This is a genomic window from Nostoc sp. ChiSLP03a, assembly GCF_034531215.2.
Classification (GTDB): Bacteria; Cyanobacteriota; Cyanobacteriia; order Cyanobacteriales; family Nostocaceae; genus Nostoc.
The window spans coordinates 1-17,080 of the sequence record NZ_JAVRBQ020000102.1; the positions used below are offsets into that span (position 1 = coordinate 1).

A 17,080-nucleotide genomic window follows, 5' to 3' on the forward strand; every position below is an offset into this window, starting at 1 on the left:
CCAGTGGCATCAACTTAAAAGTCATGAAATTGCCGGACAGATGTTTGATAATGAATACGATTTAGCGATCGCTGTAATGGATGGAATGAAAAATCGTAGCGAAGCTGGTGAATACACACTGGAGCGTTTTATATTTAATTGCACCTAGCTACTTACTAATCTCTCTAATTTACTTTTTAAGGGTTAATACTTATTTATTGAGGCTATTTCTAAAAATTTTGAAATTTATCCGTAAATACCACGAAAATAAAATAAAAAAGAGAGCTACTTAGGCAGCTCTCCAGATCATCAGGGTGCATCTACTTACCACAGCATATCATTTTACGTATGAGGGTTGTCACCAGTTTTTATATGAAGATTGTGTGAAGCAAGACCGGGAAAATACTTAGTTGGAGAATTGGGAATTGGGCATGGGGCATTGAGCATGGGGCATTGGGCATGGAGAAGAGACAAGGGAGACAAGGAAGAGGGGGAAGACTTGGGAGAGATTTGTTCAATAATTCCCCCTTGTCCCCCTTGTCCCCCTTGTCCCCTCTGCCCCTCTGCCCCTCCTACTTCCTCACCCAGCAAAGCTAGCTTGACCGAGACTCTAGGCGTTCAGTTTTTTCTCGACCAATTCGTTGGTCAGCTTAGGATCGGCACGTTTGTCTGTCTTTTTCAGAACTTGTCCGACAAAGAAGCCTTTGAGGTTGGTGTTACCGTTGCGATACTTTTCTAGTTCTTTGGGATTTGCGGCTATGACTTCATCGACAATGGGTTCTAGTACACTAGGATCGGTGATTAACTCAAGACCAGCAAAGGCTTTCTCAGGAGAAATACCACTAAGCAAATCTGGCAACTTTTGTTTAGCTTGAGCATTGCTAATTTTGCCCGTTTCAATGCGAGTGATAATATCTGCTAAATTGGTCGGAGTTAGGGCGATTTGAGTAATAGTGAGTTTTTGCTTATTCAGGTAGGCTGCAATATCTTGAGTAATCCAGTTGGCAGCAGCTTTGGGATTTGCTCCAGATGCAATCGCAGTTTCAAAATATTCAGCGATTGAACGATCTTCTGTTAACACTCGCGCATCGTAAGCGGAAAGCCCCAACTCGCTTTCATAATGATGGCGTTTTTGGGCTGGTAATTCTGGTAGTTCGCTACGCCATTGCTCTAATTGTGCATTTGACACCTCAATTGGTGCTAAATCTGGTTCGGGGAAGTAGCGATAATCGCTAGAACCTTCTTTCACCCGCATACTACTTGTACATTGAGCGCCTTCTTGCCACAGCCGAGTTTCTTGGATAATGCGATCGCCTGCTTCGATGGCGGCGATTTGGCGTTCAATTTCGTAGTCAATCGCCCGTTGGATGGCGCTGAAGGAGTTCATGTTTTTAATTTCTACCTTAGTGCCAAACTCCTTTCGTCCCACAGGACGCACGGAAATGTTGACATCGCAGCGCAGAGATCCTTGTTCCATATTGCCGTCACTCACGCCGAGATACCGGACAATCCGACGCAACTCTTCGGCATATTCAGCAGCTTCTTGTCCAGAACGCAGATCGGGTTCGGAAACAATTTCTACTAATGGGATACCTGCGCGATTGTAATCTACCAAAGAATAGGAAGAACCAGAAAGGCGATCGCTACCAGCGTGTACCAATTTTCCCGCATCTTCTTCCATGTGCAGACGCGTGATACCAATGCGTTTGCGAATCGGATTACCCTCAGCATCTACCAACTCAATTTCTAACCAACCATGTTCTGCGATCGGTAGATCGTATTGAGAAATTTGGTAATTTTTCGGTAAATCTGGATAAAAATACTGCTTACGGTCAAATTTGCTATATTTAGCGATTTGACAATTTAGTGCCAAACCAGCTTTGACGGCGTATTCTAATACTTTTTGATTGAGTACAGGTAAGACTCCAGGTAAACCCATACAAACCGGGTCAATGTTAGTATTGGGGTCAGAGCCGAATGCCGTAGAGCTATTAGAGAAAATCTTGGTATTGGTACTCAGTTGACAATGGGTTTCTAAACCAATAATCGCTTCATACTCAGTTTTTACGGTCGTAGCAGTGGTCATAATATCAATAATTTGGGCATAATCCTTGTAGTGGTACTATTGTAGCGGCGTATTGAGTTGCTCTGAAGACGGTTATTTGGGTAAGCAATGCTTACCTTTTGAGCTTAAAAAGGGAGATGCACATCTAAAGTGAAGAAAATCTTAATCATTGGTTCTGGAGGTGCTGGTAAATCTACCCTAGCCTGCGAACTGGGAACCATCTTAGGTTTAGAAGTGATTCACTTGGATGCTTGGTACTGAAATCCTGGTTGGGTTGAGACTCCAAAAATTGAATGGCAAAGTATTATCCAAGACTTAACCCGACGAGAATCTTGGATTATGGATGGTAACTATGGCGGTACTCTCAACCTTCGTTTGTCGGTTGCAGATACGGTAATTTTTTTGGATTTTCCCCGGATTTTGTGTTTGTCGCGAGTGATTAAACGTCGCTTCATGTATGCAGGACAATCCAGACCTGATATGGCATCAGATTGTCCTGAAAGATTGAATTGGGAATTTCTCAAATATATCTGGTCATACCCAATTACTCGTCGTCCTGGAATTTTAGAAAAACTTAGTCAAGTAAGGCCAAACCAGCAAGTTATTATTCTCCGCAAACCAATAGAAGTTAGAGAGTTTTTGCAAAAGATTTCTCAGTATTAAAATTTACTCAATTGATTTTTATTAAAATTATCTGAAAAATAGGTAAAGTAAATATTATTACTTATGTACTAACCAATTACAGCAATCAAGGTTAAATTACGATAAAAAAGTATTAAATTAGTAAATTCAGTTAGGGAGCAACTAAGGTTATGATCGATGTCAAAACAGCAGTAAATGCTGCCTATGAATACATAAAATCCATACAAGACATGATGGGTTCTTCATTAGGAGATTTGAGACTTGAAGAAGTTGAACTTTCTGAAGATAAAAGCTTCTGGTTGATTACTTTAGGGTTTGATATTCCTAAAAAACCTCCTAAAAGCCGATTGGACGACTTAATTCCTACTTCTCTTGCTTCTACCCCTATCTTGTATGAACGAGAATATAAACTTTTTAAGATAAATTCTCAAACTGGCGAAGTAGAAGCAATGAAAATTAGACAAGTATGAAAGATGTGATTAATTCCCTAATTCGTCGTTATCACCAAAAGGGAATTTTAATTGATACAAATATCCTACTTCTCTACTTTGTTGGGACGGTCAATCGAGAAAGAATAACCCGATTTAATCGAACGCAGCAATTTATACCAGAAGATTATGATCTTTTGCTAAGAATCATTGTCAGATTTCGGAAACTTGTAACAACCCCAAATATTTTGACTGAAGTCTCTAACTTTGTCGATAAACTTGTTGAACCTGAACGTTCTCAGTGCTTTGAAATATTTGCTCAATTTACTAAAAATGTTGCTCTTTTGGATGAATACTACATAAAGAGTTTAGATGCTGTTAATACTGAAAAATTTGTCAAGTTCGGACTTACTGACAGTGGAATCCTAACTTTATCTAAAGGTAAGTATCTTGTTCTAACTGATGACTTCAAGCTAGCAAATTATCTTCCGAGTGTAGAAGTCGACGTGATTAACTTTAACAATATTCGTGTCTTTAACTGGAAGTAAAAATATGAAATTATTTTGAAACCATTAATTTCTATAATTTATATATACAAATTAAAAAACGCCTGGGAGTGTTGCCGTGTTTCCACCCCAGACGTTTTTTATTCTTAACTTGCTCCTCACACACAAATAAACAATATCACTACTTCTATCAAATGGCAAGTATATTGAGTGACATTTTCAAAACTGCACAAGCAATCCAATTTTTGACAAATTAAAAAGCGCTTGGGAGTGTTGCCGTGTTTCCACCCCAGGCGCTTTTTATTTTTAACTTGCTCCTCACACACGATTAGATAATATCATTGCTTCAATTATAAAGAAAGTATTTAGTGTGACACTTTGTAAACCGCACACTCAATGAGCAATGATTTAGTGTAAAAAGTGACGTACACCAGTTAGAACCATTAGCAAGCCTAGTTCGTTAGCAGCAATGATAGAATCTTTATCGCGCAAACTTCCCCCTGGTTGGACAATGGCTGTAATTCCTGCGGCTGCGGCTGTTTTGACTGAATCATCAAAGGGGAAAAATCCATCGCTGGCGAGAGTTGCACCTTTGGCTTTTTCCCCAGCTTGTTCTAGAGCTATTTTAACTGAGCCAACGCGGTTCATTTGACCAGCACCTACTCCTAGTGTAGTGCGATCGCTTGTGACAACGATGGCATTTGACTTAACGTGTTTGCAAACTTTCCACGCAAACAGCAATTCGGCTAATTCGCTGTCGGTGGGTTGACGTTCGGTGACTACTTGCCATTGACTGGTATCAGCAATTATATCATCGCTAGTTTGGACAAGAAAACCACCTGCGATCGCTTTCACTGTATCTTTAGGGCCACTGCTCAAATCAGCTAGAGTCAAAACCCGCACGTTAGATTTTTTGGCAAGGATTTCTTGAGCTTCGGCTTCACAACTTGGTGCAACTACACACTCTAAAAATGTTTTGGTTAACTCGCTGGCTGTAGCCGCATCAATCGGACGATTGAGTGCGACAATCCCACCAAAGGCAGAAGTAGAATCGGCATTGAAAGCTTTTTGATAGGCTTCTGAAATAGTACTTCCCAATGCCGTACCACAGGGATTTGTATGTTTGATAATCGTTGCTGCTGGGGTATCAGTGAATTCTGCAATAATTCGGCGTGCAGCTTCTAAATCAACTAAGTTATTGTAACTAAGTTCTTTGCCTTGCAGTTTTGTTGCGGCTGTCCATCCTGTTGGGGTAATACCAGTTTGATACCAGGCGGCGGGTTGATGAGGGTTTTCGCCGTAACGCAGAGATTGTAATTGTGTGCCGCTAAGGGTGTACTGTTGTCCTTCTGCGAGGTAAGATGCGATCGCTTGGTCGTAGCTAGCAGTATGCAAAAATCCTTTTAAAGCTGCCTTTTGACGAAATTCTAGAGATGCTTCGCCGTTATTTTGCCGCAATTCTTCCAAATACTCACTATACTGTGCTGGATTGCATAATACAGTCAGATGAGCGAAGTTTTTCGATGATGCCCGTAGCATTGCTGGCCCGCCGATATCAATCTGTTCAACAGCTTCAGCTAATGTTACCCCTGGTTTAGCAATAGTTTCCTCAAAAGGATAAAGATTCACCACCACTAAATCAATCGGGCGAATTTGGTTATTTTCCAAATCTGTAATATCTTGGGAAACATCTCGCCGCGCCAAAATTCCGCCGTGAATTCTGGGATGTAGGGTTTTGACTCGACCACCTAAAATTTCTGGCGAACCTGTGTAATCAGCAACCTTAGTAACTGGGAGTCCAGCATCTTTGAGTGCTTGGGCTGTTCCCCCACTGCTGATTAAATCAAAGTCGAATTCTTCAACCAAGCTACGGGCTAGGTCAATTAAACCAGTTTTGTTAGATACACTCAGCAGGGCTAGACGCGCCATTGATCGATTCCTTAAAAGTAGGCTAGAAGCGAAGGATCTCAAGTTTTGCATAAGCCTTGGTTCACTTCAAGACCATGAGGAATAATAGCGTTACTAACCATCTGGCATTACTTTTCTCAATTAAGACTGCTACAGATAACAGGCATTGTACCGGTGTGATATCTATTATTCCTCTTCTTCTTGCTCTTCCATAATATCTAATTGACTTTTGTAATTAATATATTCTTCATGATATTCTCGCTGTTCTAGTAGCCTATTTACTCCATCAATATTAGTTTTTTGTAAAACCTCCCTTGCAGCTTTCATCCCTTTTTTCTTCATTGTCATACTTTTTTTAGTTGTTGATAGTTCTAATAATCCTTCTGCCACTAAACCATTAATTATCTCAAAATCAAATCCATTACAACAGCTAACGCTAGTAAAATTTTCTTTAGATTTTTCACGATTATTGTTAAGGTAGTGATTGTGTTTATCTCCATTCGAAAGGTATATAATCATTAGATATAAATCTTTAATTACTGCGTAATGCTCCATAAAAATCCTTAACCTTTCTTGTTGTATTTCAAATTCATCTACAAGATTACAAGCTCGACTATATGCTTCTCCTTGATTCTGGCAAAACCAAGCAGTTTTTAGTAAATCGGGTTCTTTAATACACTCTGCTACAAATTTTTTGCCAAAAATATCTGATTCTGGAAGTTCAAAAATAGTAATTTTCCAATTTTCTCTGTTTTTAATAAATATTTCTTTTTTATTTGCCAGCAATCTTTGTTTTTCCGCTTGCTCTTTAGCTTTTTTTCTAAGAATACTTGTTTGCGTTCTGCTTTTTCTCTAGCCTGTTTGCTTTCATAAGCATCATCAGGAATATTTAGCTTTTTATTAATCTCTTTCCAAAATTCACTAGTTTTCGCATATATACCTTTTTTAATCAAGCTATCAATAAATTCTTGACCACAAACTTGAATAGCATTTTTTTTAAATGCTGGTAAGTTAGTAAATGCTTCAAAATTATTTTTATCCATTTTTGCTTTTTAGAAAAAATTAAAATTTATATTATTTCTTTTCTGTTTATAAATTTATATTCATTAAGTTTCCCCGATCTTTTCACAGATACACATTATCCTGTAAAAAATTACTTATGTAAAAAATCTTAAAAAAAGTATTAGAAACGTAAAACATATTTATCTTGACAGATTAGACACATTTAAGATAATAAAAATATAGAGTCCATTTGCTGAGACTGTAAAGTTCAGGCAAATGAAGCAGTCGTAATACTGAAAATTACAAAGGAAATAATTATGCCTTCACAAGGTACTGGCGCTAACGTTGACCCGCGATCGCTTAAGCCTTCTATTGACCTCGCTACAGTCATAGAGTTGCTTGCTGAAGCTATTCTTCCTAGCAGTAATCAGGCAAATACTAATCAGCTAAACCCTAGAGGGATGCAGCTGTTTGAATTTGATGAAAAGCAAAATAAACGCCTGAGAATAAGTACTTCAGCCGTTATGTATCGGCTATTTGCACAACCTAAATTTAAAGAAACTTTGAAACCTGCTCCTGGCGGTGGGTTTATTCAAAACTTATCGATGCCAGCATACGGTAATAGGTCGCGCGTTGGCGGCTGTTTGAGTGATGGTAATGCAACAAAGTTACCGAGTGCGATAGACAGATTAATGGCTGCTATTGACCAAGCACTGAATACTGCTGTGCCTTCCGAGAGCTTATTATCCACATTGCTGTTAGATGACCCTGATAAGCAACTCAAACAGCTTGCTAAAAAAGCAGGTACGTCTTTCCAAAATATACCCAATACTGCCAACTTGGTACATCTAGCATTTCAAGCTGGAGATACTAAAGATAACAAGTCTGTGGCGACGGTTATTTGTGCAAGCGAACGAGTTGAAAATACTGATTATTTTGAGCAAATGTGCAGTGCTGCCGCAGAATATTTAGAAAACGAACTTGACAACGATGAAGATGATGTTAATTCATCGATCGCAACTTTGAAAGAAGAAAAAAATCGATATGATAGCCAAATCCAGCGTTTTTTAAATTTCATAGACGACGAAGCATTGTCACGCGTCCGATTGACAATTAGCTTTCGGATTATGGAAGCGATCGCAGAAAATACCCGATCGAGTAATGACCCAGATTACCAACTTTTAGTAGAGTATGTCAATCGAATACTCACTCTAGTTGAATCTGCTAAAGAAGAAGGCTATACGGTTGATTTAACGGCTCATTTCGGTAGTGCAGTTGAGTTCGATTTGGCGGATGAACTTAGCAAAGCGACCTTTTATTATTGTCTAGCTGTTTGGCCTGAGTGGAAAACTCAAATTTTCGAGCAAAAGACTAAAAATCAAGTAGAGCGTGAAGTAAGTTATCGTTTTCGAGTCAATGGGCAAAATCCAGAATTAGGCAAACCTGCTTTTGAAGTCCGACTCGATCAAATTAAAGAATATTTACTAAGTAATGATGAATCTTCCTTACAAAAACCTTGGGAGATTTGTCGTCGTTTAGCTCAACTGATCTTTTTGGCAGTCGTCGTTCCCAAAAAAAATGAGGAACCGCTAACTAAAGAATCACTAACCGATGCGGTGAATCAACTCCTAGCAAATTTTAAATCGCAGGGTACAGAAGCTATTCGCCAGACTTTAGAAGAATTACAGGAACGCTCTGAGTCAATGATTTCTATTGCTAAGGCTCTGAAAGGAGTACTGCGCGATAGGAGCCAGAAAGTTATATCTCAAGTTCAGGATCGCTCCTCACAACAATTCATCTGTGTAAAAAGCAGCATCATTAATTGGGATCGGCTAGAAGGGGCAACATTAGGTGTGAGAAAGTTGCTTGTAGAGCCACAAGAAAATACTAGCGAAAAGGTTGAATGGTTCAAACATATTGAAATTTGTGAGCAACCAGTAAAATCTCTATTTTCGGTTAAGATTACTGCCGAACTTTCGGAATATGACTTAAAAACTAAAGATACATTTAGTCAATTGCGGGCAAAGCGTTTATTGCCACAGAAACTCCTCCAAGTTTGTTGGGTTCCTCGTTCTTGGCAGAAGGGAGAAGATGGTCAATGGACTTATCAGCTATCTACAAATGCTTCTCAATTTGCTGGATGGGCATTATCAGCCGCAATTATAGTGGAATACGATGTTGAAACTGTAAAGCGGCGAGCAAATACAAGAGAATCTGAGGAAAATAAGCAGTATCATGCAGCCGCAGTTACCGCCTTTGCTGTGCTAGTTTACTGCTGTTTGTGGCAAATTATTACACGATTGCAAAAACGTGGCCAGAAAGAAAAATCGATTGACTTTACAACTTTAATGCTGCGACTGCAAGAAACAGGAAAACAATTAGATGAAGAAGATAAAGACAAGAGCGGCGATGCTTACGTTTACGCAGCTGCCCAAACCTTAGAAGCCATACTAGGTGAAGATACCCCTATCCGAATGCAGGGACTTATTTTAGATAATCTGATGAAACAACCTAAAAAAACGCAAGATTTTATTAAATCTGGTACTTTTAAAGCGTTTTTAAGTGCATTTCCACTTTGCATTAGTAGCCCAGATTCTCATTCAGCCCCCAAGATTGGTTTAATTTCATACGCCAGCCGTCCCTGTAACGAGGGAAATTTTCCCAATGATAGTGAAAAGGCTTATCTTTTTCTCACTCAAAGTTATATTGCTACAGCCGTTAATGAACCGTTTATCGGTTATGAACTTAAAAGAGAACGGATGCAGTCTGATGTGCTTGATTCTCCAGAACAACTGAAAACGCAACGCCTAGTTCAAGAAGAAATTCGTCACCTTAGAGCTAAAGGATGTCAGCACATTATTTTATTAGCTCATGCCTATGGCGATCGCCGCATTAATAGAGCCGCAGATAACAATTCTTCTTTAATACCTACAGAATTTTTAGAAGAAGTTTTTCAAACGTTTCCTGATATCAACATTTACCCAATGGTGCGGGATGTATTTCCGGCTACACGCTTGCGCGAACGAGGTTACAGTGAAGCGGCATTTGAAATTTTGCAAGCAGGAGACCATTCAGATTTTCCGCGATCTGTTAAGGCAGACTACTTTCGTGATTTAATTCCGGTTTATACTTTTGCCACACTTTATGCTATTCAAGCAGAAGAGCGCTTACAATCTGGTTTCTGCATTTATTTCTTAGTATCGGATAGAAAAGTTAGCAATATTAACTGGACTGAACGCGCTCGTCAGCATTTGATTAATCCTGATTCAGACTCTCGTATTCATCCTTGCTTACTAGCTGTACTACGAGGCTTGCATTTTATTGAAGCTGAACGAGGTGTGTACAAAAGTCAACTTAGCCCAGTACTAGATCCATTTAGTTGGATATCGCCTAATACAGTTGAAGAAGCTGGCGAAGTCAAAGTTCTTCATACCCGCCGCAAAGGACAGGTATTACTTAATTATCGCGCTGTACTTACCCACGTTTCTCAAGTTCTACACAGGAAGTAATGGAATCATCCTTTCTACAACAAGCCTCTATTTGGGGGCAAGTATTTGAAATTGCTGTTAAACGCGGTGTTTTACAACAGTTGATTCACAGAAACTTACTGTTGAACGATCATCCTGTTTTCCAGCTTTGGCAATCTCACAAAAATGCAGATATCTCTCACCAATTGGTGAAAGCATTCAAAATAACAGATCCCAATCACAAAGAATGGGTAGAAACAATGCTGCGTCATCTGCTGGTACTCGGCTATGGTTTAGGTTGGACAGCAATGCGTGAGTGTCTCAACCACAGTCAAATTAGACAACCTAAACTAGAAGCAATTTGGTGTCCATTGACATTGCCAGGACAGCAAATGCAACGGGATGAAGAAAAAGAAGAGACAGCAAAAGCATTTCAAGAAGCTTTCAAACTACCAGGAAAGCCAGACAAGAACTTAGTCAAGCGTGGACAACCAGCCAGAGCCGATTTTATTTTATGGCTATCTAGCGAATTTAAGTCCCACAGAAACACAGAGGAAGAAGAAGTAATACCCTCTAAAGGCTTGAAAAGTGCCTTCTCCCAGCCAAAAGATATAAAACGCAAAAAAATTGAGAATTTAATTATCTGCCTGGAATTTTCGTATAACGCACCTCTCAAATTTGCAGATTTTCAAAAAGAAGCCCCTCATAGAGAAGAAATGAGTCGCTATGCCCGTTACATGGAATCGCGGGGGGTCTTCTCTAGAGTTTGTGCAGAGGTTGAAGGTGAAGAATTTTCACTTTCTAAAAGGCTAGAAAATTTTCTTTCAGCATTTAGTGGTCAAGATAAGCCATTATTTAAGCTCTGTCAGGCATCATCTTATACCGATCGCCTGATTTATCTGTTGCGCGTGCATAAGCGATTAGAAGGAAGTTGTCATGCTAGAGCGATCGCTGTCACATCCAATGGTATTGAAAGTCTTGCGGCTCAATTCTGGGGGGTGGAACCAGAACCAGATACTAGAGCCAAGTTAATGCAATCATTGGGAAAGGCATATCGCCAGGCTAAACATTCAAATGATGATGTGCCACTCGATCTAGATGCAGAAATTCGTTTGGTGTTCAAAAGGTTATTGAAAGGTTTACCCTCTGCTTTTAAAGAACAAGCACAACATCTAGCTGAAAAACCAACTCTAGTCCAATACTCCCACTTTCTCTTTCAGGAGAATGTGACGGACTTTTACAACCCAATGGGTGAAATTAGCAAGGCTGAGGCGATCGCATCTATTGAAGACAACGACGTATTAGTTGAGTTCTTTGGAGGCAACTCTGTTACACAAATTGCCGATTTTATCAATGAAATCAATCCTGATAAAGCAACAATTCCTCTGCGACAAGTACACGAGGCAGCAGTATTTGCTGGTATAACTGCTGCTCAAGTCGGTAAAATTAACGTCCTAGCTTTGGAAGGGAATCCGGGTATTGGTAAAACCACTGCTGTGATGAAATTTCTCAAGCAGCAGACTCAAGGTTTCTTATTTTTGTATCTCAGTCCGCGAGTTGTAATTAATCGAGATGTGACCGACAAACTTGCTAGAGACAACAATCGCCCCACTGGGATATTAACCATCACCAGCAATAAAAATTTGATTGTTGCGGCTCCCGAATGGTATAAAAAACAGGTTCAGCAAAACAACTTTCCACCTCGCTTGATCGATAGTGGTGTTGTTGTCGATGGTATCGAAAAACTTATACGTCCTGATGAGCATATCTTCTTCCTCACCCCAGAACAAGAACATGATATTGATTGCAATATAGTCGGCTCGACTCGGTTCAAACGCCGCCTTAACGAAAGGGATTACAGCGTAGAATCGCTTTACACTCCTGGTGTATTGGGTACCATAGCAAAGTCAGCCCGGATATTGCTCCAAGCCAATCCCAAGGTTAATCAACTGGTGATGACTGCTGCTATCCAAGGTTATCGGACGCTCAACGACCAATCAACCACAGTTAATGCCTTTAACAATTTGTTTGCAAAAAAAGCTGATACCAAGCCCGGAAAAAAGGAACGTTCAGAATTTGCAGCCCGAATTCCCACTATAGTTGTGATGGTAGATGAACTTGCTGGTGATGGTGCAGGAGCGCCCTTTGTCCGTAAGTTAGCAGAATGGTTGGAACAGCAATTTATTAAACCGTTTGATACGAATCAATCTCCGTTTAAAATTGTGCTGATTCTTGCTGATGCCTCACTCAGCAATGAAGTTGTGTTGGATACCTTTTTGAACTCAGGCGATCGCGCTCCTGATAAAGTTCTAATTAGTCAAAGTCGAGGTGAAGCAGCGTTTCGGGTAACAGGCACTTGTACAAAAATTGGCCCCAAAAAACACCCAACGCTACACGTCATGACAAATAGTTATCCTGCCAGTAAACTCAGTATTGACTACAGTATTAGGCTGTCGCCCATTAAACCAGGTCAAAATAGTGACGGCACAGAGCAGACAATTAGACAAGCAATTCGAGAAAAATCAGAAGAGGAATCGCTAACAAATGCCTACTTAGAAATTAAGAATGGGTTACAACAGGAAGCAGAGCAGTTAATTTTCTTTGCTCAGGATAAAGCTTTTCTACGTCAGTTGCAGGAAAAATTGACCATTGGTAAAGAAGCTCTGCTAAACAGAGAACAGGTGGAGGTTTTGGATCAAAGTGTATCACCCGATCGGCGATTGAAATTAGTCAAGCCGCCACGACGAGATGAAGTTCGAGTTTTTCTCATGACTTCTTCAGGCGCAAGAGGTGTTTCTTTCCCGAAAACAGATTGGATTATAGCTGCAATTCCCCGATTTAATATCGAAGCCGCTTTAATGGAAGTCGCGCAATTAATTTACCGGGGTCGAGGAATGTATATAGATCCAGAAACCGGAATGGAAGTTTCTGGAGATAACAAAGCAAGACGGTTAGTTATGCTAATCAATGATTTCATTATTGAAAGAGAAGATATTGACCCCAAAAGACTATGGTTGCGTCAATCCAGCGATTTATTGACTTTATTGGTAATGTTGCGCTCTACAATTCACACCCGCATCAAAGGTGATGCAGGACTTAATAAAAACCGAATTGCATTTGTCCCAGTTGGTTCTGTTGGCGATGAGGAGTTGCTGCGTTTAATGTCTGATGATGTCTTAGATTTTTTGCGTGAAGCCAAAATTTTTATCAGCGACAGTCATCCTCAAGAAGCAAAAGCAATTGTCAAAAGGGCGGAATTGTTAACTGCAAACATCTTTAAACATTTTGACTTGAGAGGTCAATCATTAGAAAAAAATGCCAAGTCCTATGCAAATTATCAAACTTTACAAGCTTTGGTCAAAACTGTTTCTAGGATTTCGAGCCGATTATTACCAACTTTAGATAATGACGAGCTACACATACCAGATAATCTAACTTGTATAGGCCCTTTCTGGATAGAAGATTGGAGCGATCGCCAAACTGAAGAAATATTTAGCTTTGAAGCATGGAAAGCTGACGTTAAACAAAATAGCAGTCGTCTTTTAGGATCGCTAAAAGAAATTGCCGAAAGCAAGAAGTTCAAATTTCCCTCAAAACTTAAACGTCCTGCCAACGAACTGTATAAACTATTGAGTCGAGAACAAGAGGGATTTGTGATTGAATCTTCCACACGTCAAGCATTAAAAACTAAAAATATAGTTATTGGCTTACCTCTAGACTATCCCCATTTCTGGGATGAACAATCAGAAGATGAGATGCGCCAACAGGTATTACAAGATCCGCAAGCTTGGAGAAGTGCGCTAGGACGTTCTCTAACTCCTCAAGGCTTAATCGTACCCGTGGTAGCTCACTATCGAACATTTCCTTGGGTAGCTGTGGCAGGTAGACGGATTTTTACACAACTAGAAACAGTTTTTAGCGATCGCTACTTTATGGCATCTAGCGAACTGAATCTTCTCAATACGATCCTACTTGAAGATGAAGCAGAGAACAAATAGTTAATGTAAAACAGCAAATGCCACTAAATACTAGGTCTGCTTGAAGAGATAGGATCTATGTATAAAAGTAGAATTTTAGGAGTAAACCTCTGTCTTTACAAGCTATTACCGTTCCCACAGCGACTTCTCAACCCCCAGCAGGCTTAATTGTCACTTTGCATGGTTGGGGAGCCAATGCTCAGGATGTAGCATCTTTGTTACCATTGCTCAACTTACCCGATTATCAGTTTGTATTGCCCAATGCACCTTATCCTTATCCCTATTCCCCGATAGGGAGGGCGTGGTATGACCTGCGGGGGGAAAATATGTATCAAGGGTTGCCAGAAAGTCGGCAACTGCTAATAGAATTCTTGGAATCTTTAGAAAGTACCACAGGCATACCTTTGTCACGTACCATTTTGAGTGGATTTTCTCAAGGTGGAGCCATGACTTTAGATGTCGGCTCAAAATTGCCCTTAGCAGGTTTAGTTGTCATGAGCGGGTATTTACATCCTGACGCGCTAACGGCAGCTAAAAGCAAAATTGGGCCGACTTTAATCACTCACGGTAAATATGATGAAGTTGTGCCCCTGCAAGCTGCTTTGAAGGCACGAGAAACTCTCAAGTCTCTAGGAGTGGCAGTAGAATACCACGAATTTGATATGGGGCATGAAATTGATCCAAAAACGTTAGAGGTACTACGAAATTTCGTTGTAAATACAATTGCTTAGTCAGGATTACGAATTTTTTATAAATTCTGGTACAAATTCTGACAATTTTCACGAATTTAATGACTTCTAATGAGTAATATATATTGGGTGGCTGCAAAAGAGCGCAATTTAACCCATGCTGAAGGCGAGTTCTGCATAAGGGAGGGGCAAGTATTATGACAACTCTAAGCATTTCCCAAAAAGAAATTGCTGCCATGAGTGCAGTGGAAGTAGAAAAACTAGCTACACGTCTGGAACTGGATAATTATAGTAATGCTTTTGAGGGTTTAAATGATTGGCATCTATTGCGAGCGATCGCATTTCAGCGTCCAGAGTTAGTTGAACCCTATATCTACCTCTTAGACTTGGAACCCTATGATGAAGCGTAACAATTTTGGATTTTAAATTTTAGATTTTAGATTGGGGTCAACTGGCTACAATCAGAGATTATCAGGGGTTAATGTCTCACTTGCTTAATCCGAAAGTACCAATGCAATCTCCTTTAAATCCAAAATCCAAAATCCAAAATCTAAAATTGAACCGGGTTCTCATTGGTGTAGGTGGCGGTATCGCCGCCTACAAAATCTGTGAATTGGTTTCGACGCTCTTTAAAACTGGGGTAGAAGTCCGAGTTATCCTCACCCGTTCGGCGCAAAAATTTATCACGCCTCTGACAATATCCACCTTATCTCGTCATCCCGCCTACACAGATGATGATTTCTGGCAACCAACTCACTCTCGTCCGTTGCATATTGAGTTGGGTGAATGGGCAGATATTATGGTAATTGCCCCTTTAACAGCTAATACATTAGCAAAGTTAGCCTACGGGATGGCAGATAATTTACTCACAAATACCGTGCTGGCTTCTACTTGTCCCGTGTTGTTAGCACCCGCAATGAATACTGATATGTGGGAACAGCTATCGGTGCAACGAAATTGGCAACAGCTATTAATCGATAGCCGATATCATGGAATGAATACAGCATCAGGATTATTAGCGTGCGATCGCATCGGTGCTGGTAGATTAGCAGAACCTCCAGAAATTTTGGCTCACATCCAATCGCTGTTACACACTCAAGGCAAACGAGATTTAGTCGGGAAACGAGTCTTAATTAGTGCTGGGGGAACGCGAGAGTATCTTGACCCAGTGAGGTTTATTGGTAATCCTTCCACAGGTAAAATGGGATTAGCTTTAGCGCAAGCCGCATTTCACCGAGGCGCAAACGTCACCTTGGTACATGGCCCAGCTAATTGGGATGTACCATTAGGAGTACAAGCAATTTCTATTGTTAGTGCCGAGCAAATGCAGCACGTGATGGTGGAATGTTTACCCAACGCTGATATCATTGTCATGTCAGCAGCCGTTGCCGATGTGAAGCCACGAGATTATAGTACAGAAAAATTGCCCAAGCGATCGCTCCCCCAAGCTTTACCCCTAGAACCAGTACCCGATATAGTTGCCCAATTAGCAGAACACAAACAGCCGCATCAGATATTAATTGGTTTTGCTGCACAAACTGGGGATATTGTCAAACCTGCATTAGAGAAATTACGGAATAAAAAACTGGATGTCATTGTTGCAAATCCCATCGATCAACCAGATAGTGGTTTTGGTAGCGATAATAATCAGGCGATATTTTTAGATAGTCAAGGAAATCAGCTAGAAATTGCACCTTGTTCTAAATTAGAAATGGCGAATCAATTATTTGATTTTCTCACGTCTGAATTTTAGATTTTAAATTTTGCCAAAATGTAGAGACGTTGCATTGCAACGTTTCTTTTAAACCCATCCTAAAAAACTTTCTCTGCAACGCCAAAAAATTAAACAGTCCTGTTTTTGACGAGAGAGTTAGCTTTAGGCTTATGATAACCCTTTTATGAACTCACTGTATTGCTGCTCAGAGAGTAAGGCATTAACCGCAGAGGAATCGCTAAACTTGATTTTTGCCAACCAGCCTTCACCATAGGTGTCTTGACTGATTAGTTCGGGGTCATCAACAACTGCCTGGTTGACCTCTACAAGCTCTCCTGCTATGGGACTATAGAAGTCTATTACTCCCTTACCGGCTTCAATATTACCGATTATAGTATTCTGGCCAATTAATGTGCCAACCTCTGGCAACTCTACTCCTGCAATCTCATTAAGATTATTGCTTGCATACTGAGTAAAGCCCACTGTAGCAATGTTGCCATCAACTCGAACCCATGTATGATTCTTGCTATATTTCAGGTCGCTCATGAACAAATTTTTCCTTATATAGCAACCGCCAAGGCGGTTAAGCCATAAACTGGAAGTAGACCTTGATGAAAGCTCCAGTAGAACCTCTGGGAAACTGATGCCCAAACCTTATAGTTATGACCTCCGGCAAAAAGTGATCCAAGCAATCTTGCTTGAT

Annotated in this window: 13 protein-coding genes; 8 read left to right on the top strand and 5 right to left on the bottom strand. The window is 40.2% G+C overall.

The features are described from left to right. Nucleotides 1-589 precede the first annotated feature (589 nt). On the bottom strand, nucleotides 590-2,065 hold the full coding sequence (gene gatB / locus RMY32_RS16605) for an Asp-tRNA(Asn)/Glu-tRNA(Gln) amidotransferase subunit GatB (RefSeq protein ID WP_322711401.1): 1,476 nt from the start codon (nucleotides 2,063-2,065) through the stop codon (nucleotides 590-592). 318 nt (nucleotides 2,066-2,383) lie between these two features. Between gatB and RMY32_RS16610 the strand changes: the two genes are divergently transcribed. From RMY32_RS16610 to RMY32_RS16620, 3 genes are all read left to right on the top strand, one after another. After that, nucleotides 2,384-2,707, top strand: a complete 324-nt coding sequence (locus RMY32_RS16610) for a hypothetical protein (protein ID WP_322711402.1) — start codon at nucleotides 2,384-2,386, stop codon at nucleotides 2,705-2,707. A gap of 149 nt (nucleotides 2,708-2,856) precedes the next feature. Next, entirely contained in the window at nucleotides 2,857-3,156 is a 300-nt protein-coding gene (locus RMY32_RS16615; RefSeq protein ID WP_322698330.1) for a hypothetical protein, read from the top strand. Further along, nucleotides 3,153-3,662 (top strand): PIN domain-containing protein, encoded by a 510-nt coding sequence (locus RMY32_RS16620; protein WP_322711403.1) that lies wholly within the window; start codon nucleotides 3,153-3,155, stop codon nucleotides 3,660-3,662. Before RMY32_RS16615 ends, RMY32_RS16620 begins: the two co-directional genes overlap by 4 nt. Nucleotides 3,663-4,028: 366 nt before the next feature. Here the strand turns inward: RMY32_RS16620 and purH are convergent, their stop codons facing one another. The 3 genes from purH to RMY32_RS16635 all read right to left on the bottom strand — a co-directional run bounded on the left by purH (nucleotide 4,029) and on the right by RMY32_RS16635 (nucleotide 6,571). Next, the gene (purH, locus tag RMY32_RS16625) at nucleotides 4,029-5,549 is read right to left on the bottom strand and encodes a bifunctional phosphoribosylaminoimidazolecarboxamide formyltransferase/IMP cyclohydrolase (RefSeq protein ID WP_322711404.1); all 1,521 of its coding nucleotides are present in this window, start codon (nucleotides 5,547-5,549) and stop codon (nucleotides 4,029-4,031) included. A 165-nt stretch (nucleotides 5,550-5,714) separates the two neighbouring features. Next, complete coding sequence (locus tag RMY32_RS16630) at nucleotides 5,715-6,314, bottom strand: hypothetical protein (protein WP_322711406.1); 600 nt, start codon at nucleotides 6,312-6,314, stop codon at nucleotides 5,715-5,717. Next, nucleotides 6,212-6,571: a hypothetical protein gene (locus RMY32_RS16635; protein ID WP_322711407.1), complete on the bottom strand. Its 360-nt coding sequence runs from the start codon at nucleotides 6,569-6,571 to the stop codon at nucleotides 6,212-6,214. Before RMY32_RS16635 ends, RMY32_RS16630 begins: the two co-directional genes overlap by 103 nt. A gap of 276 nt (nucleotides 6,572-6,847) precedes the next feature. On the opposite strand from RMY32_RS16635, the gene RMY32_RS16640 reads away from it, so the two are divergent. The 5 genes from RMY32_RS16640 to coaBC all read left to right on the top strand — a co-directional run bounded on the left by RMY32_RS16640 (nucleotide 6,848) and on the right by coaBC (nucleotide 16,416). Beyond that, nucleotides 6,848-10,039, top strand: a complete 3,192-nt coding sequence (locus tag RMY32_RS16640) for a hypothetical protein (protein WP_322711408.1) — start codon at nucleotides 6,848-6,850, stop codon at nucleotides 10,037-10,039. After that, nucleotides 10,039-13,995 (top strand): helicase-related protein, encoded by a 3,957-nt coding sequence (locus RMY32_RS16645; RefSeq protein ID WP_322711409.1) that lies wholly within the window; start codon nucleotides 10,039-10,041, stop codon nucleotides 13,993-13,995. The genes RMY32_RS16640 and RMY32_RS16645 overlap by 1 nt, the downstream gene beginning before the upstream one ends. A 104-nt stretch (nucleotides 13,996-14,099) precedes the next feature. Beyond that, nucleotides 14,100-14,705: an alpha/beta hydrolase gene (locus RMY32_RS16650; RefSeq protein ID WP_409883228.1), complete on the top strand. Its 606-nt coding sequence runs from the start codon at nucleotides 14,100-14,102 to the stop codon at nucleotides 14,703-14,705. 155 nt (nucleotides 14,706-14,860) lie between these two features. Further along, nucleotides 14,861-15,073 (top strand): DUF2555 domain-containing protein, encoded by a 213-nt coding sequence (locus tag RMY32_RS16655; protein ID WP_322698325.1) that lies wholly within the window; start codon nucleotides 14,861-14,863, stop codon nucleotides 15,071-15,073. A 101-nt stretch (nucleotides 15,074-15,174) separates the two neighbouring features. Beyond that, entirely contained in the window at nucleotides 15,175-16,416 is a 1,242-nt protein-coding gene (gene coaBC / locus RMY32_RS16660) for a bifunctional phosphopantothenoylcysteine decarboxylase/phosphopantothenate--cysteine ligase CoaBC (RefSeq protein ID WP_322711410.1), read from the top strand. A 129-nt stretch (nucleotides 16,417-16,545) separates the two neighbouring features. On the opposite strand, the gene gcvH is transcribed toward coaBC, so the two are convergent. Beyond that, nucleotides 16,546-16,923: a glycine cleavage system protein GcvH gene (gene gcvH, locus RMY32_RS16665; RefSeq protein WP_322711411.1), complete on the bottom strand. Its 378-nt coding sequence runs from the start codon at nucleotides 16,921-16,923 to the stop codon at nucleotides 16,546-16,548. Between the last annotated feature and the right edge of the window lie 157 nt (nucleotides 16,924-17,080).